At 72.8% G+C, this 15,765-nt stretch carries 14 protein-coding genes; 7 read left to right on the plus strand and 7 right to left on the minus strand.

Features of this window, described 5'->3' with window-relative positions:
* Positions 1–23 precede the first annotated feature (23 nt).
* On the minus strand, positions 24–989 hold the full coding sequence (locus tag ABD944_RS14410) for an anti-sigma factor RsbA family regulatory protein (RefSeq protein WP_345176297.1): 966 nt from the start codon (positions 987–989) through the stop codon (positions 24–26).
* 228 nt (positions 990–1,217) lie between these two features.
* Between ABD944_RS14410 and ABD944_RS14415 the strand changes: the two genes are divergently transcribed.
* Entirely contained in the window at positions 1,218–1,721 is a 504-nt protein-coding gene (locus tag ABD944_RS14415; protein WP_345176298.1) for a mycothiol transferase, read from the plus strand.
* Here the strand turns inward: ABD944_RS14415 and ABD944_RS14420 are convergent.
* From ABD944_RS14420 to ABD944_RS14440, 5 genes are all read right to left on the minus strand, one after another.
* Complete coding sequence (locus ABD944_RS14420; protein WP_345176300.1) at positions 1,711–3,030, minus strand: glycosyltransferase family 4 protein; 1,320 nt, start codon at positions 3,028–3,030, stop codon at positions 1,711–1,713. The genes ABD944_RS14415 and ABD944_RS14420 overlap by 11 nt on opposite strands.
* A 60-nt stretch (positions 3,031–3,090) precedes the next feature.
* Positions 3,091–4,284 (minus strand): L,D-transpeptidase, encoded by a 1,194-nt coding sequence (locus tag ABD944_RS14425; RefSeq protein WP_345176301.1) that lies wholly within the window; start codon positions 4,282–4,284, stop codon positions 3,091–3,093.
* Between the two features lie 193 nt (positions 4,285–4,477).
* On the minus strand, positions 4,478–5,620 hold the full coding sequence (locus ABD944_RS14430) for a L,D-transpeptidase (RefSeq protein WP_345176363.1): 1,143 nt from the start codon (positions 5,618–5,620) through the stop codon (positions 4,478–4,480).
* Between the two features lie 209 nt (positions 5,621–5,829).
* Entirely contained in the window at positions 5,830–6,564 is a 735-nt protein-coding gene (locus ABD944_RS14435) for a VC0807 family protein (RefSeq protein ID WP_345176302.1), read from the minus strand.
* A 279-nt stretch (positions 6,565–6,843) separates the two neighbouring features.
* A complete protein-coding gene (locus tag ABD944_RS14440) occupies positions 6,844–7,770 on the minus strand; it encodes a LysR family transcriptional regulator (protein ID WP_345176304.1) in 927 nt (308 codons plus the stop codon).
* Between the two features lie 145 nt (positions 7,771–7,915).
* Between ABD944_RS14440 and ABD944_RS14445 the strand changes: the two genes are divergently transcribed.
* Entirely contained in the window at positions 7,916–9,250 is a 1,335-nt protein-coding gene (locus tag ABD944_RS14445; protein WP_345176307.1) for a pyridoxal phosphate-dependent aminotransferase, read from the plus strand.
* 282 nt (positions 9,251–9,532) lie between these two features.
* On the plus strand, positions 9,533–10,105 hold the full coding sequence (locus ABD944_RS14450; RefSeq protein WP_345176309.1) for a hypothetical protein: 573 nt from the start codon (positions 9,533–9,535) through the stop codon (positions 10,103–10,105).
* 28 nt (positions 10,106–10,133) lie between these two features.
* Here ABD944_RS14450 and ABD944_RS14455 read toward each other — a convergent pair whose 3' ends face one another.
* Positions 10,134–11,708, minus strand: coding sequence for a Na+/H+ antiporter (locus tag ABD944_RS14455; RefSeq protein WP_345176311.1), 1,575 nt, complete (start codon positions 11,706–11,708; stop codon positions 10,134–10,136).
* Between the two features lie 220 nt (positions 11,709–11,928).
* Here ABD944_RS14455 and ABD944_RS14460 point away from each other — a divergent pair, with 220 nt between their 5' ends.
* From ABD944_RS14460 to ABD944_RS14475, 4 genes are all read left to right on the plus strand, one after another.
* On the plus strand, positions 11,929–12,480 hold the full coding sequence (locus tag ABD944_RS14460; RefSeq protein ID WP_345176313.1) for a CGNR zinc finger domain-containing protein: 552 nt from the start codon (positions 11,929–11,931) through the stop codon (positions 12,478–12,480).
* A 398-nt stretch (positions 12,481–12,878) separates the two neighbouring features.
* Positions 12,879–13,913, plus strand: coding sequence for a GDP-mannose 4,6-dehydratase (locus ABD944_RS14465; RefSeq protein WP_345176365.1), 1,035 nt, complete (start codon positions 12,879–12,881; stop codon positions 13,911–13,913).
* Positions 13,914–13,945: 32 nt separating this feature from the next.
* Positions 13,946–14,209, plus strand: coding sequence for a ubiquitin carboxyl-terminal hydrolase 14 (locus ABD944_RS14470; protein WP_345176315.1), 264 nt, complete (start codon positions 13,946–13,948; stop codon positions 14,207–14,209).
* Complete coding sequence (locus tag ABD944_RS14475; protein ID WP_345176317.1) at positions 14,209–15,765, plus strand: MFS transporter; 1,557 nt, start codon at positions 14,209–14,211, stop codon at positions 15,763–15,765. Before ABD944_RS14470 ends, ABD944_RS14475 begins: the two co-directional genes overlap by 1 nt.

Consider the following 15,765-nt stretch of genomic DNA (forward strand, 5'->3'; position numbering starts at 1 on the left):
CGGCTCAGGCACCGGGACCCGGGTCAGGCACCGGCGCCGCCGCAGGTGTCGGTGTCGGTGTCGCGCAGGGTCGGGGTGTGCAGCCGGACCGTGGTGCCGCTCGGCCCGGACCGCACGTCGAGGTGGTCGCAGATCTGCCGGGCGAGCCAGATGCCGTCGCCCGGCCGCGGATCGAGCGTCGGCGGGTGGAGGCCGATGAAGGGATCGAGGGACGCGGTGGCGGGCAGGTCGACGTCGCAGACGACCTCCCCGGGCCGGCCCCACAGCGCGACGCTCGGGCGGCGGCCCCCGGCGCCGGGCACGCCGGTGAGCATCTCGCCGACCGCCGCCGCGAAGATCATTAAGCGCTCACCGGACAGCCCGAGCAGCGCCGTCTCCAGCACGACGGTGTGCCGCATCCGGGCCAGGTCGCCGGTGAACGGCACGGTGACGGCGTCGTCCGGGCGGGCGGCCAGTGGCGCCGCCCGGTCGCGGACGAAGGCGACCGGCTCGGTGTACCCCGGGCTCGCGGCCACGTCGGTGCCGTCCACCATGTGCGGGTGGGTGCGCAGGGCGTTGCCGACGATCTCCGGTTCGAGGGTGCGGGCGTCGTAGGGGCAGACCATGTGGATGCCGGTGCCGGCCAGGACCGCGTTGAGGGCGGAGTCCATGCACTCCCACGCCTCGACCTGCCGGGCCGACCGTCCGGCCCACACGGGCTCGGCGAGGATGCGGACGCGCGCGGCGCCGGGATGCCGGTGCCGGTAGCCGGTGAACGCGGCGACGCGCTGCGGCGGGCGGCGGCCGAAGGACGCGGACTCGGCGTAGTCGACGTTGCGGGCGTGCCGGCCGAGGGCGGTCCGCACCAGGCCGAGATTGACGGGCGTGGTGGTCACCAGCACCGGCTCCTCCCGCCGGAGCCCCTCGTCGATGAACGGGACCGCCATCCGTAAGAACTCGTCGTCGCTGGAGTAGACGCAGCCTTGGTGCACGAACGCGGAGCCGTTCACCCCCGGTCCCCCTTCCAACGGCACGGGTGCGCGCCGTCACGCCGTGGTCCGCGGGCGCGCCCCGGTGGGCGGGTCGTCGCCGCGGCGGATGACCTCCCGATCGACTACAGTCAGGATCGTATCGATCACAAGGAGTATCAAGCGGAACGCCGAAATCCCGCTCCCGACGCGTCCGGATGCGGGGGCCGGAGCCTGGAGGCCTGGCCGGGCCACGGTAGCGTCGGACCAATGACCAGTGCTGAACTGCTCACCGACGCGTTCGACCGGATCCGGCAGGTCGTCCACGGGGCGGTCGGAGGCCTCAGCGGGCCGCAGCTCGCCCGCCGCCCCGCCGAGGACGCCAACTCGATCGCGTGGCTCGTCTGGCACCTCACCCGTATCCAGGACGACCACGTCGCCGGGGTCGCCGGCACCGGCCAGGTGTGGACGCGGGACGGCTGGGCCGACCGTTTCGCCCTTCCGTTCGACGCCTCCGACACCGGATACGGCCACACTCCGGACGACGTCGCCGCCGTCCGGGTGGAGGCCGACCTGCTCACGGGCTATCACGACGCCGTCCACGCCCGGACCGTCCGATACGTGTCCGCGCTGACCGACGCCGACCTCCCCCGGATCGTCGACCGGGCGTGGGATCCGCCGGTCACGCTGGCGGTCCGGCTGGTCAGCGTGGTCTCCGACGACCTCCAGCACGCGGGCCAGGCCGCCTACGTGCGCGGCCTGCTCAGGGGCTGACGCCGGCCCGCCGGGCCCGCCGCGGGGGCGGGGCGGCGGGGACGAGCTCGCGGATCAGGCGGGACCACCGGGGGCCGATCCGGTCCAGGTGGTGGGCCCGCGCGGACCGCAGGGCCGCCTCGCCCAGGCGGTCCCGCAGGCCGGAGTCCGTGATCACCGCGCGGAGCGCCGCGGTCAGGGCGTCCACGTCCCCCGCGGGGACGAGCAGCCCGTCCCGGCCGTGGACGATCATCTCGGCCGGCCCGGTCGGGCAGTCGAACGCCACGACCGCCAGCCCCATCCCCATGGCCTCGATGACGACCATGGGCATGCCCTCGCGGCGCGACGACAGCGCGTAGACCGCCGCCCGCCCCATCTCCCCGTGCAGGTCCCGGGTGCGGGGGCACAGCTCGGCCCGCCCGCCGAGGCCGAGGTCGTCGATCAGCGCGCGGAGCCGGTCGCGCCGGGGCCCGCCCCCGAAGACCCGCAGGGTCCAGTCCGGGTGCTCGGCGGCGATCGGCACGAACGCGCGCAGGAGCACGTCGAAACCCTTGGCGTGGACGAGCCTCCCGGCCGCCACGACGACCTTGTGCACGCGCTGCGACGGCCGCTCCGGCAGCGCGGGCGCGGCGTTCGGGATGCGGACGACGCGCACGGGGGACCCCGCGAGCGCCGCCTCGTACTCGGCGCGGTCGGCCTCGGTGAGCGTGGTGACGACGTCGAGCCGGCGGTAGGCGCGGACGATCTGCCGCCGGAGGACGGGCCGGTAGGCGCCGAGGTGCATGTGGTCCTGGCCGATCGTCGCCACCCCGGCCGGCGCCAGCTCGGCCGCCAGGAGGTTGAGGGACGGCCTGGTCCCGATGAGCACGTCGGGCGGGGCCGCGCGCCAGACGGCGCGGCGCAGCAGGCACACGTCCGTCCAGAGGCTCATGTGGCGGAACGACGCCTCGTCCGCCGGCGTCAGGAGGCTCGGCAGCCTGGACAGCAGGCGGGCCGAACGCCCCTTGGGCCCCAGGAGGTCGTCGGCGTAGGTGACCGTGACCCCGGCGGGGAGCGGGAAGAAGGGCCTCCGGCTCCGCTTCAGCACGCTGACGATCTCGACGTCGTGGTCGCGGGCCAGGTGGCCGCACAGGTTCAGCACCGTGCGGATCGTCCCGCCCGTCCCGTGGGCGTTCTGCAGCAGGACGCGGACGCGGAGCCGGTCACCGGGCGGCGGCTGGCGCCTTCGCCGCAGCGGGCGCAGCGTCCAGAGCGCCGCGCGGCGCAGGACGCGGTGCGCCCTGCGCCGGAGGCGGCGCCGCAGTCGCAGCGGGTGCGCTGGCTCCTTCACCGGGTCCCCGATCGCCGACGGCCGTGTCCGGGCCGTTCCCGGGGCGGGGCCCGGCCATGGTCAGCCGGTGGTCACGGTTCGGTCGAGGGCGCTGCCCTTCACCCACCGGTCCCACGACATCTGGTAGTAGCTCCAGCCGTTCATCGGGTCCAGCTTGCGCTTGGTGCCGGTGATGATCACCGGGTCGCCGCGGTAGGACCACTGGTAGTACCAGCGGGCGGCGGCGGGCGGGGAGTTGAGGCAGCCATGGCTGACGTTCTGGCGGCCCTGCGCCCAGGTCGTGGCGGCCATCGAGTGGATGTACTCGCCGCTGTTGGAGATCCGCACCGCGTGCGGGATGACCTCCTTGTAGCCGCCGTTGGCCTTGTCGTCGGGCTTGACCCCCATCCACTCCGACGTCATGATCGCCGGATTCTCCTTGCCCATGGTCAGGTGGATGCCGCTGGTGGTGAGGTAGGTGTCGACGCCGTTGACGACGCGGCCGCCGCGGCCGGCGCTGATCCCCCAGCTGCGGATCTTCTTGCCGTTCTTGGTGGCGACGAGCTTGTGCGTCTTGGTGCTGACCTTGACCATGTGCTCGTCGCCGATGCGGAACCCGCGGGTGTAGTCCGTCAAGCCGTAGGTCCTCTTGCCCGACCTCACCCCGGCCAGCTTGGCGGTGAAGGTCACCTGCTGGTTGGGCGCCCACCAGGTCCCGTTCTTCGTACGGAAGATCACCGTGGTGTCGTTCAGCCAGTACCAGGCGCCGGTGGCGGGCGTGGTCGACTTGACCTCGAGAGCGCTCTCGACGGCCTTCTTGTCGGCCACCGGCCGGTTGAAGACCACCTGGATCGGCATGCCGACGCCGACCTTCTCGTTCTTGCTCGGCGTGATGTCGACGATGCTGAGCTCGCCGGCGGCCCTGAGCGTGGCGAACACGGCGTTGACGGTGGCCGTCTTGCCCTTGGGGCTCTTGGCGACCGCGGTGACCTGGTACTTGGCACCGGGGCGCAGCGTGCGCGACTTCCAGTTGGTCTTGTCGGCGGCCATCGTGCCGTCCACGGGCTTGCCCTTGAGCGTGACCGAGACCTGTTCGAGCGTCCCGCCCGCGGCGGTGACGACGACGCCGTCCTCGGGCCTGGCCTTGGTGTTGCCGTTGCCCGGGTTGATCGTCACCTGCGGGACGCTCGCGTCGCCCTTCTCTCCGACGGTGACGCCGGAGTCCTTCTCTCCTCCGCTGCAGGCCGTCGTGAAGAGGAGGACGACCCCCGCCATTCCCGCGCCAGCCCGAACCCCTGCGGAAAGCCTCCGCTGCACCGTTGACCTCCAGAACCCCGCCGTCTACCAGAGCGACATTAGCGACAAAAGTCGACGATCATGCCATGTCCCAGGGTTTTTGCGGGTGGCTGAGATCAAAGCGTTGCAAGACGGAGGTTTCGTCGCCCCTCCCCCGCCCCCGGCAGCCGACTCAGCGGAGCGCGCTGCCCTCCCGCCACTTGTCGAAGGAGAGCTGCCAGACGCTCCAGCCGTTGTCCCACTCGACCTCGCGGTCGGTCCCGGTCAGCTTGATCACATCGCCGCGCTGCATGACGTCGTAGAACCACTTGGCGTTGGCGGGGCTGACGTTCAGGCAGCCGTGGCTGACGTTCGCCGAGCCCTGGGAGCCGACCGACCACGGCGCGGAGTGCACGTACTCGCCGCTGTTGGAGAAGCGGACCGCGTAGTTCACGACGGTCTTGTAGTAGCCCGCGTCCCCCTCCTTGCGTCCGGGGGACGTCATCGTGACCGGGTTGCCCTTCTCCATCAGGAGGTGGACGCCGCTGGTGGTGGTGAACTCCCGCGTCTGGCCGTTGCCGGCGCTGAACGGCACGGTGCGCAGCTTCTCGCCGTCCCGCGTCACCGTCATGTGGTGGTCGCCGATGTCGCCGGTGGTGATCTGCGCGGCGCCGATGGTGATGGTCGCCCGCGCGTCCTTGGCCCCGTACACGCCGCCGCCCGCGTTGACCCCGGCGAGGTCGGCCTGGAAGCGGACCGTCTGGTGCGGCTGCCAGTACGTCTTGGTCCGGTAGATGACCTGGTCGGAGCCGACCCAGCGCCAGGCGCCCTCGACCGGCTTCTCCGGGCTGACGCGCAGCGTCCGCTCCACCGCGGCCTTGTCGGCGACCGGCCGGTTGAACCGGACGAAGATCGGCATGCCGACGCCGACCTTCTCCCCGGCGAGGTTCGGGGTGATGTCCGCGATCGACAGCGTCTGGGCGGGCTTCAGCGTCGTGAACGAGCTGGTGACCGTGCGGGCCTTGCCGCCCTCGCCGGCCTGGGCCGTGACCGTGTAGGACGTCCCGGGGGTCAGGGTGCGGGTGGAACGCCACGTCTTGCGGCCGTCCCCGTAGCTCCCCGAGATCGCGGCGCCCCCGCCCTGGACGGTGACGTTGCTCAGCTTCGAGCCCGAGGCCTTGACCTCGATCGTGCCGTCCGGCTTGACCTGGGCGGTCCCGTTCGCCGGCGTGATCGTCACGGTCGTGTCCGACCCGCCCGAGGCGAGCTTGCCCTCGCCCCCGATCGAGCAGCCGGTCACGAGCAGCGCCAGCGCTCCCGTCCCGCCGGCCACCACAGGCCCCAACCGACCCTTTGTCACCACTGACTCCCCCAACCTCAAACATTCACCCCGTGTAGGTGAAATCTATCTAAGGATGGAGACGCCCCGAATCACGCCCAGGTTCGGACATCAGCGGAGATTCGCTGCTCAGAGAGGGTCAGAGCACGGTCAGAGCAGGGTGAGAGGAGGACAGAGGGGACGAACGGGGGCCGAAGACGGCGCGGTCAGGCGCCGGCCGCGGGGGCGATCGCGGGGGCGGCCGCCGCAGCGGGCTCGCGGTTGACGTGGCGCACCACGCGCTTGAAGCCCCAGACCGAGATCGCGATGCCGACCGCTCCCAGGCCCGCGACGATGCCGGTGCGGAACCACAGGTACATGCTGATCGACTCGTTGAAGAGCATCCAGAGGCTGACGCCCACGTTCGTGAGCAGCACCGCCGACCACAGCAGCGAGATCCGCAGGAAGAACTGGTGGACCCGGGCGTTCTTGTAGAACGCGTCGGGGATCGGCGCCATGTCCTTGGCGAGTTTCATCGCGAGCGGCCGCCGGAGCGGCACCGAGGCGAGGAAGGCCATGCTGACGGCGAGCGTGCCGAGGGTCGGCTGGAGGAAGTAGACGACGGCGCTGTGCGTCGCGGCGGCGAGGGCGGCGCGGACGGTCACGCCGACCGCGGCGAGCATGAGCATCCCCGACACCGGGTGCCCGCGCACGTACCGGTAGACGATCCCGCCGTACACCCAGGCGACGGCGGCGACGAGCGCGCCGTTCAGGCCGAGGACCACGAGGGCGGCGTAGAAGACCGCGACGGGGGCGATGACCCCCTCGACGAAGCGCGGGAGCGCGTGCATCAGCAGCGCGGTCACCCGCGGCAGTTCGAAGATGTGGTGGCCACCCGCGGCCCCCTGGCCGTCCTGCGGCTTCGGTGCCCGCACCAGGCCTGGTGGTTCTTCCGCTGTCATGGTCGCCGGTCGTTCCATCGAGCGCTGCGCTCCCCGATCGGTGTACATGGTCTCGGATGTGCTCACGATTCGCCCCACCGTACGTGATGATCCGCGCGCGTCCGTCCGGTTTCGACGGATCCGTCCCCGCGCAGCCGTTTCCCCTGTTAGTTCGGCCTCGACGCCCCCTTGGTGCGAATCAAGGCCGGATGCGGCCAGGCCCGAACCCGCCTCTCCGGCTTATTTCCGCGTTCCGGCAGAGGTCACGAGGGACTTCTTCCGGGTATCCCCAAACCCTTTTCAGGACTCGGGCGCGGTGATCTGGACCTCTTTCGCGGCCGCGTAGATCGCGCGCAGGGTGACCGCCACGGACGGCCTGCGCACGCTGGCGGTGCGGGTCACGGCGTAGACCTCTCGGGCCAGCCTGCATTCGGGGATGCGCCGGACCGCCACGCCCTGGTCGCCGGCGGCGAGCGCCAGCGCCGGCACCGCGGTGATACCGATGCCGCGGGCCACGAGGCTCAGGATCGTGTGGAGGCCTTCGAACTCCCACGGTACAGGGCGGGCGCCGCCGACCGTGTCCAGAAGCCGCTCGACGGCCTGCCGCGACGGCTCCCCGGCCGGCGCCGCCATCCACGGCTCGTCCCGCAGCCGCTGCAGTTCGACCGGCCGGTCCGGACGGGCCATGGGATGGGTGTCCGGGACGACCAGGACGAGGGGGTCGCGGCGCAGGTGGAAGAACTCCAGCGCCGCGGGCGACTGGTCGGGGACCTTCCCCGTCCAGTCGTCGATCAGCGCGATGTCGACCTCGCCGTTCTGCACCTGGCGGATGCCGGTGCCGGGCGCGGTCTGCCGGAGCACGAACGTGAGCCCGGGATGGTCGCCGAGGCTCTGCGCCAGTGCGGGGGCGAACGCGACGGCCGCGGTCGGGAAGGCGGTGACCACGACCCGGCCCATGGGCGCGTCGGCCTGGGCGGACAGCTCCGCCTCGGCCGTCTCCACGAGGCCGAGGATCTCCTCGGCGCGCTCGGCGAGGCGGCGGCCGGCGTCGGTCAGCTCCGCGCTGCGCGCCGTCCGGTCGAGCAGCGGGACGCGGGCCTCCCGTTCGAGGGCGGCCAGCTGCTGGGAGACCGCCGAGGGCGTGTAGCCCAGGGCGGCGGCGGTGGCGGCGATGCTGCCGCGGCGGGAGAACTCGGCGAGAAGCCGCAGGCGGCGCAGCTCTAGCATCAGCCCATCTTACGGTCAGCATCGGCGAGACTCGCTTGTAATGATGCTCGTTGAGGGCAAGAGTTAGTCGAACCCGGCCGGGTCGCAACACACGGGGATTCCACGATTACCCTCCGTGAATCTGTCATGCCCTAATGGAGTGCTCATGCCCCAGAACCTGCCCTCAGCCGTCCGGCCGCTGTCGTTCGAGCCGCGCCCGGTCCCCCTGTCCGCCACGCTCGCGGTCAACGAGGCGCTCGCCAGCAAGCGCAGGAGGGGGGAGCGCGTGCTTCCCCTCGGCTTCGGAGAAGCCGGGATACCGATACATCCGGCCCTGACCCGCGAGCTCGGCGCCGCCGCGGGCCAGGGGGGTTACGGCCCGGTGGCCGGGAGTGCCGCGCTGCGCGCCGCCGCGGCCGGATACTGGGCCCGCCGCGGGCTGCCCACCGACCCCGCCGCGGTCGTCGCGGGCCCCGGCAGCAAGCCGCTGCTGTTCGCCCTGCTGACCGCGCTGGGCGGCGACGTCGTCGTGGCGGCCCCGAGCTGGGTGAGCTACGCGGCGCAGGCGTCGCTGGCGGGCGTGGAGCCGATCCGGGTGGCGACGCCTCCCGGCGAGGGCGGCGTCCCGAGCCCGGCGCTTCTGGCCGACGCGGTGGTGCGGGCCCGCGCCCGGGGCCGCGACGTGCGGGCCGTCGTGGTGACGCTCCCGGACAACCCGACCGGGACCATCGCCTCCGAGGCCACCGTGCGGCGGCTGTGCGCGGTCGCGCGCGAACAGGACCTGGTCGTCATCTCCGACGAGATCTACCGCGACCTGGTGCACGTGCCCGGCACGACGGTGCCGAGCCCGGCGCGGTACGCCCCCGAGCGGACCGTCGTGACGACCGCGCTGAGCAAGAGCCTGGCGGCCGGCGGATGGCGGATCGGGGTGGCGCGGCTGCCGGACGGGCCGTTCGGCCGGGCGCTGCGCGACAGCCTGCTCGGGGTGGCCAGCGAGATCTGGTCCAGCGCTCCGGCCCCGATGCAGCACGCCGCCGCGTTCGCGTTCGCCGAGCCGCCGGAGCTGGTCGAGCACGTCGACCGCAGCAGGCGCCTGCACGGCGCCGTCGCCGGCGCGGTCGCCGACCGGTTCGCCGCGGCCGGCGCGCGGGTCGTGCGTCCGGAAGCGGCCTTCTACCTCTATCCCGACTTCGGCCCGATGCGGGACAAGCTGGAGGCCGACCACGGCATCCGGACGGGCGCGGACCTCACGCACCTTCTCCTGGAACGGTACGGAATGGGCGTCCTGCCCGGCAGCTCGTTCGGGGACGCCCCGGCGGCGCTGCGCATGCGGGTGGCGCCGAGCCTGCTCTACGGAGAGGACGACGAGCAGCGCCTCGCGGCCCTGGCCTCGCCCGCCCCGGCGTCCCTGCCGTGGATCGCGGCGGCCCTGGACCGTCTGAGCGAGGTGCTCGACGACCTGTCGGCGAGCGTCACGGTGGGTGAGCCGGCGCTCGTCTGAGGGGGAGCACGGTCCGCGGGCCGCCCGGTCGCCGGGCGGCCCGCGGACCGCTGCGTGAGGCCCCGGGCGCGCACCGTCACGGCGCCGCGAGCAGGGCGGGAGAAGGATCAGCGCCCGGCCCGACCGGCGCGTATAAGCGTGGTGTAAGGTCCAACGACGCACGGGGCGAACGTCGCGAATCGACCGGCGACAGACCATCGGGGGTCCTGTCCGCCCCGCCCGTGGTAAACCCAGGACGAGCGCGAAGTCACGCGGTGATGGAAGAAGGCGAGGGGGCCCGCCATGAGGCATGCACGGGACGGGGCTGCCGCGGCGATGAGCGCCGCTTCCAGGATTCTGGTCGCGCGAGGCAAGAACGAGCCCCAGGAGATGGAGAACCCCGACGTCGCCTGGGGACAGCGCGCCCGTGACGGAGTGTGGGTGCCAACCCGGGACGGGCAGCGGATCCACCTCGGGATCGACGTCGCCGCGGCCGACACCGTCGCCCAGGTGCTGCGCCCGAGCCTGCGGGTCTTCGTCGGAGTGGACGTCGACACCGACATCGTCGCGCAGACGACGGCCGGCGGGGTGCGCCTGCTCACGGTGATCCACGGCCCCGACGCGCCCACGGAGTTCCGGTTCGCGATCTCCCTCGCCGACGGGCTCGCGCTGGAGTCGATGCCGTCCGGCGGCTACGACGTCGTGCACCTGCGGTACGGCGCCACGGTGGGGCGGCTCTACAACCCGTGGGCGAGCGACTCGATGTTCCGCCAGGTGAAGGCCGACTACGCCCTGGACGGCTCGGCCGTCACGATGCGCATCCAGCACACCGACGCCTACTACCCCGTCGTCGCCGACCCCCACTACGAGCGCTGACGCCCCGGCCACGGCGGCGGGACCGGGTTCAGGAGGGCGGCCGCCTCACCGCCACGGGGTCCTCGAAGTCGAGCTCCCGCCCGATCTCGCGGAGCGTCTCGGCGCCGATCCGGCCCTTGCGGTAGAGCGCCTGGAGCCTGGCGCGCTGCGCCATGACCAGCTCGGTGCGGACGCGGCTGCTGTCCGGCGGGCGTGGCCCCTCGGCGCCCTCCCGGTCCAGGAAGTACCGGACGCGTTCGAGGCGCAGTTCGAGCATCTGCCGGAAGGCCTCGGCCGTCTGGTCGTCGACCTCGCCCTCCTCGGCGAGCTCGTCCAGCCGGGCCGGGGCCGCCTGGAGCCCCGCCTTGCGGGCGAGCATCGACTCCGTGCGCCGCCGTTCCGGCTCGATCAGCCCGAGCCGGCGCAGCAGGAGCGGCAGGAGCGGCGCCTGCCCGACCAGCGTGACCAGCACGACGAGCGCGGCGAGCAGGACCAGCAGCCCGCGCTCGCCGCCGAGGCCGATGGGCAGCGACAGCGCGATGGCCAGTGAGATCGCTCCGCGCATGCCGCCGAGGCCGATGACGAGCCGCTCCCGCAGGCCGAGGTCGGCCTGGCTGCGCCGGCCGCCGGGCACCAGCCGGGCGAGCGGCCCGTTGCCGAGCTGCCAGAGCAGCCGGACGCCGATGGCCACGGCCGACACCGCGAGCGCGACCGCCACCACCGTCCCCCAGGTCCGGCCGCCCGGGGCGCGCACGATCTCGCGGATCTCCAGGCCGAGCAGGACGAACAGCGCCGACTCCAGCAGGAAGGTGAGGATCCGCCAGAAGGTGGTGCCGGCCAGGCGCGAGGCGGGCTGCAGGAAACCCTCCCCGTGCGTGCCGATGGAGAACCCCGCGACGACCGTCGCGAGCACTCCGGACGCGCCGAACCGGTCCGCGGGGATGAAGGCGACGTAGGGCGTGACGAGGGAGACGATGATCTGGCTGACGGGATCGCTGATCCAGCGCCGGATCCGGCGGATGACGACGCCGACGACCAGCCCGTAGGCCACGCCGCCGAGCACGATCTGGGCCACCCGGGCCGCACCGTGCGCCACGGTGAAGTCGGTGCCGAGCGCCTCGACCGCCAGCCCGAAGATCGTTAGCGCGGCGCCGTCGTTGATCAGGCTCTCGCCCTCCAGGATGGTGACCATCCGCGGTGGCGCGCCCAGCCGCTGCATCACCGCCGTCGCCGCCACCGGGTCGGTGGGCGACACCGCGGCGCCGAACGCCAGCGCGGCGGTCCAGCCGACGTCCGGCAGCAGGACGTGCAGCGTCGCGGCCACCGCGACGGTCGTGACGGTGGTCAGGCCGAAGGCCAGCGCGAAGATGGGCACGGCATCGGCGCGGGCCTCGCGCGGGGCGGTGAAGAACGCCGCGTGGTAGAGCAGCGGCGGCAGGAACCCGAGCAGCACCACCTCGGGCGGGACGACGACCGCGGGCAGCGCCGGCACGAACCCGGCCGCCAGGCCGAGCAGGACGAGCACGATGGCGTCCGGCACGCGCAGCCGCCCGGCCAGCCCGCGGGCCAGCAGGACCACGACGGCGACGGCCAGGAAGACGACGAAGAGCCGGTCCTCCTCCACGGCGATGGTCCTTGCCGGAAAGCGGCGGGGTAGTCGCGGAGGCGAGCCACGGGATGGAACGTTCCGTTCGGATCCGGCGCCGTGGGCGCCAGCGTGTCCTGGCGGGGTGGGCGCCGACGTGCGCGGTTCCCGTCATAGGGTGGGGGCCACGGGCCGCGTCCCGGCCCCGGCGACGACGCCGGGCGCCCGACCGCCCGGGTCCCCCGAGACTGGAGTCATCGTGATCTTCACTCATGACACCGAGCACGCGCTCGCCGTCGTCGTCGACCTGATCAACACGAGCGCGGCGGCGTCCGGTGCGGAGGAGCTCGGCGGGCTGCCCGGGCTGCGGGAGTTCGTGGACCGCAACGCCTTCAGCGACGTGGGCGAGCTCACCGCCGCCGACCTGGCCCGCGTACTGGAGCTGCGAAGCCGCTTCCACGCGGTGTTCCGCTCCGGGGACGTCCCCTCCGCCGTCCGGCGGATCAACGAGATCGTCGGCGAGGTCCGCACCACGCCGCATCTGACCGACCACGACGGCTACCACTGGCACGTGCACTTCTTCGCGCCGGGCGCGCCTCTCGGCGAGCACCTGGCCGCCGACTGCGGCATGGCGCTCGCCTACGTGGTCGCCGCGGGCGAACTGGACCGGCTGCGCACCTGCGAGGCCCCGGACTGCTCGCGCGTCCTGGTGGACCTGTCCCGCAACCGCTGCCGCCGGTACTGCGACAGCCGCACCTGCGGCAACCGCATGCACGTCGCCGCCTACCGCGCCCGCCAGCGCGCGGTCTGATCGCAGTGTTCTGGCGCCGGGCGCCTGGGGGCGCCCGACGCCAGAACACTGCGGGCGAAATCTGCATCGCTCCGGCTCGCCCAGAGGCTCCCTGCGCGATCAGTTTCTCGCAGGCTCGAAACTGCCTTCGGACGCGATCGCAACCGTCCAGACGGGGCCGCGGTGGCGGGTCCGGGCTTGTCCGCGGGGTGGCCTAGAGTCTGCCGACGGCGTCCTTGTTGGACGCTGTGACCAGTACCGGGCGGCCGGGGGCGGGCGAACCAGAAGGGAATTCGGTTCAAACGGTGCCCTCCCTCGTCATGGACGTGGCCTGGTCGGTAACCTCATAAATCACGCTCGCGGCGGGTTTGGGCCCGCGGCGGGCCCGCGTCGGACCTATTTCAGCCATGGAGGATCCGCTGTCCAGGCGAGCACTCATCACCGGCATCACCGGACAGGACGGCTCGTATCTGGCCGAGCATCTGCTTGAGCTGGGATACGAGGTCTGGGGCCTGGTGCGGGGGCAGGCGAACCCCCATGTGTCGCGGCTCCGCAAGCACATCGGCGACGTGCAGATCACCACCGGGGACCTGCTGGACCAGGGCAGCCTGATCTCGGCGGTGGAGCGGGTGCGGCCCGACGAGGTCTACAACCTGGGCGCGATCTCCTACGTGCCGATGTCGTGGCAGCAGGCGGAGCTGACCGCCGAGGTCACCGGGATGGGCGTGCTGCGCATGCTGGAGGCCATCCGGGTGGTGTCGGGGATCAGCCCGTCCCGCACGCCGGGCGACGGGCAGATCCGCTTCTACCAGGCGTCGTCCTCGGAGATGTTCGGGATGGTGCGCGAGACGCCGCAGAACGAGAAGACCCCGTTCCACCCGCGCAGCCCCTACGGGGTGGCGAAGAGCTACGGCCACTACATCACGCAGAACTACCGCGAGTCCTACGGCATGTTCGCGGTGAGCGGGATCCTGTTCAATCACGAGTCGCCGCGCCGGGGCGCGGAGTTCGTCACGCGGAAGGTGTCGCTGGGCGCCGCCCGCATCAAGCTGGGCCTGGCGACCGAGCTGCGTCTCGGCAACCTGGAGGCCCGCCGCGACTGGGGCTACGCGGGCGACTACGCCCGGGCGATGCGGATGATGCTGGCGCAGGACTCCCCGGAGGACTACGTCATCGGGACGGGCCAGACCCAGTCGGTGCGCGAGCTGGTGGAGTTCGCCTTCCGCACCGCGGGCCTGGACTGGCAGGACCACGTCGTCCTGGACGCCAAGTACACGCGTCCGGCCGAGGTCGACCTGCTGTGCGCCGACCCGAAGAAGGCCCGCGAGCAGCTCGGCTGGGAGCCCGAGGTGACCTTCGAGGGGCTGGTGACCATGATGGTCGAGTCGGACCTGCGGCTGCTGTCGCGGTCCGCGCGCCCCGAGGACGAGCCGTTCAGCCCCGACCATTGGTAATCCGGTTACCACGGCCGTGGCACGATTCAGGTATGGCCACCTGTGAGCACGTGCAGTCCCTTCCGATCGAGGATCCGTCCCCGAACACACCCCAGGGATGCGAGGACTGCCTCAGAGAGGGAACACGCTGGGTCCACCTGCGGCTCTGCCTGAGCTGCGGCCATGTCGGATGCTGCGATTCCTCGCCCATGCGGCACGCCAGCGGGCACTTCCACAAGGAGGGGCACCCGATCGTCCGCTCGTTCGAGCCGGGCGAGGACTGGCGCTGGTGCTTCGTCGACGAACTGATCGTCTGATGCCGGACGTCCGGCTGGGCACCGGGCCGGGACGCTGGATCCTGCTGGCGACGGTGCTCGGATCGAGCGTGGCGTTCCTCGACTCCACCGTCGTGAACGTGGCGCTGCCCAGGCTGGCCCGCGACCTGAACGCCGACATGGCCGGGCTCCAGTGGACGGTGAACGCCTACACGCTCACGCTCGCGGGCTTCATCCTGCTGGGCGGCTCCCTCGGGGACCGGTTCGGACGCCGCCGGATCTTCCTCATCGGCACGGTGTGGTTCGCGGTCGCCTCGGTGCTGTGCGGCGTGGCGCCGAACGTCGAGACGCTGGTCATGGCGCGGGCGCTGCAGGGCGTGGGCGGAGCGCTGCTCACCCCGGGCTCGCTGGCGATCATCCAGGCGTCGTTCACGGCCGACGACCGCCCCCGCGCGGTCGGCGCCTGGTCGGGCCTCGGCGGCGTCGCCGGCGCGATCGGCCCGTTCCTGGGCGGCTGGCTCGTGGAGGCGGCCGGATGGCGGTGGGTGTTCCTGCTGAACGTTCCGCTCGCCGCCGTCGTGGTGCTGGTCGCGGTCCGGCACGTCCCCGAGAGCGTCGACCCGCAGGCCCACGGGCGCTTCGACGTGCTCGGCGCGGCCCTGGCGGCGCTGGCCCTGGCGGGGACGACGTACGCGCTGACGGAGGCGCCCGGCGGGGGCGCGTCCCCGCCGGTCATCGCCGCCGCCGCGATCGCCGGGCTGGCGGCGGCCGTCGCGTTCGTGCTGCTCGAACGTCTCCGCGGGCGGCCGCGCAGACGGGCGGACCGCGAGGCGCCACAGCCGATGCTGCCGCTGGACGTGTTCTCCTCGCGGCAGTTCTCAGCCGTCAACGTCGTCACGTTCATCATGTACGGCGGGATGGGCGTGATGTTCTTCCTGTTCGTCCTGAACCTCCAGGTCGTCACCGGGTTCTCGCCCATCGCGGCCGGGACGGCGCTGCTGCCGGTCACCGTGCTGATGCTGCTGCTGTCGGCCCGAGCGGGCGCGCTCGCGCAGAAGATCGGCCCTCGGCTGCCGATGACCGTCGGCCTGGTCGTGGCGGCCCTCGGGATGCTCCTGGTGGGCCGGATCGGCGCGGACGCCTCCTACGTCCGGGACGTCCTGCCGGCCGTGGTGGTGTTCGGGCTGGGGCTGGCGGCGGTGGTCGCGCCGCTGACCGCCACGGTCCTGGCGACCGCCGACGTCCGCCACGCGGGGGTGGCCAGCGGCGTCAACAACGCGGTGGCGCGGGCCGCCGGCCTGCTGGCGGTGGCGGCGATCCCGCCCCTGGCGGGGCTGACGGGCGACGCCTTCAAGAACCCGGTGGACTTCTCGCACGGGTACCGGCTGGCGATGATCACATGCGCCGGTCTCCTGGCGGCGGGGGCCGTGCTGTCCTTCCTCACCGTCGGCGACGACGCGCTGCGGACGCCGTCCGGGGAACCGGTCCAGCCGGAATGCCGGCGCCAGTGCGGGGTGGGCGCGCCGCAGCTGCAGCCCGAGCCGGAGACCGTCCCGGCCGGGCGCGCCGGGAGCACCCCGCCCGGACCCGGGGGCTGA

The sequence above is a fragment of the Actinomadura verrucosospora genome, assembly GCF_039540335.1.
Classification (GTDB): domain Bacteria; phylum Actinomycetota; class Actinomycetes; order Streptosporangiales; family Streptosporangiaceae; genus Spirillospora; species Spirillospora verrucosospora.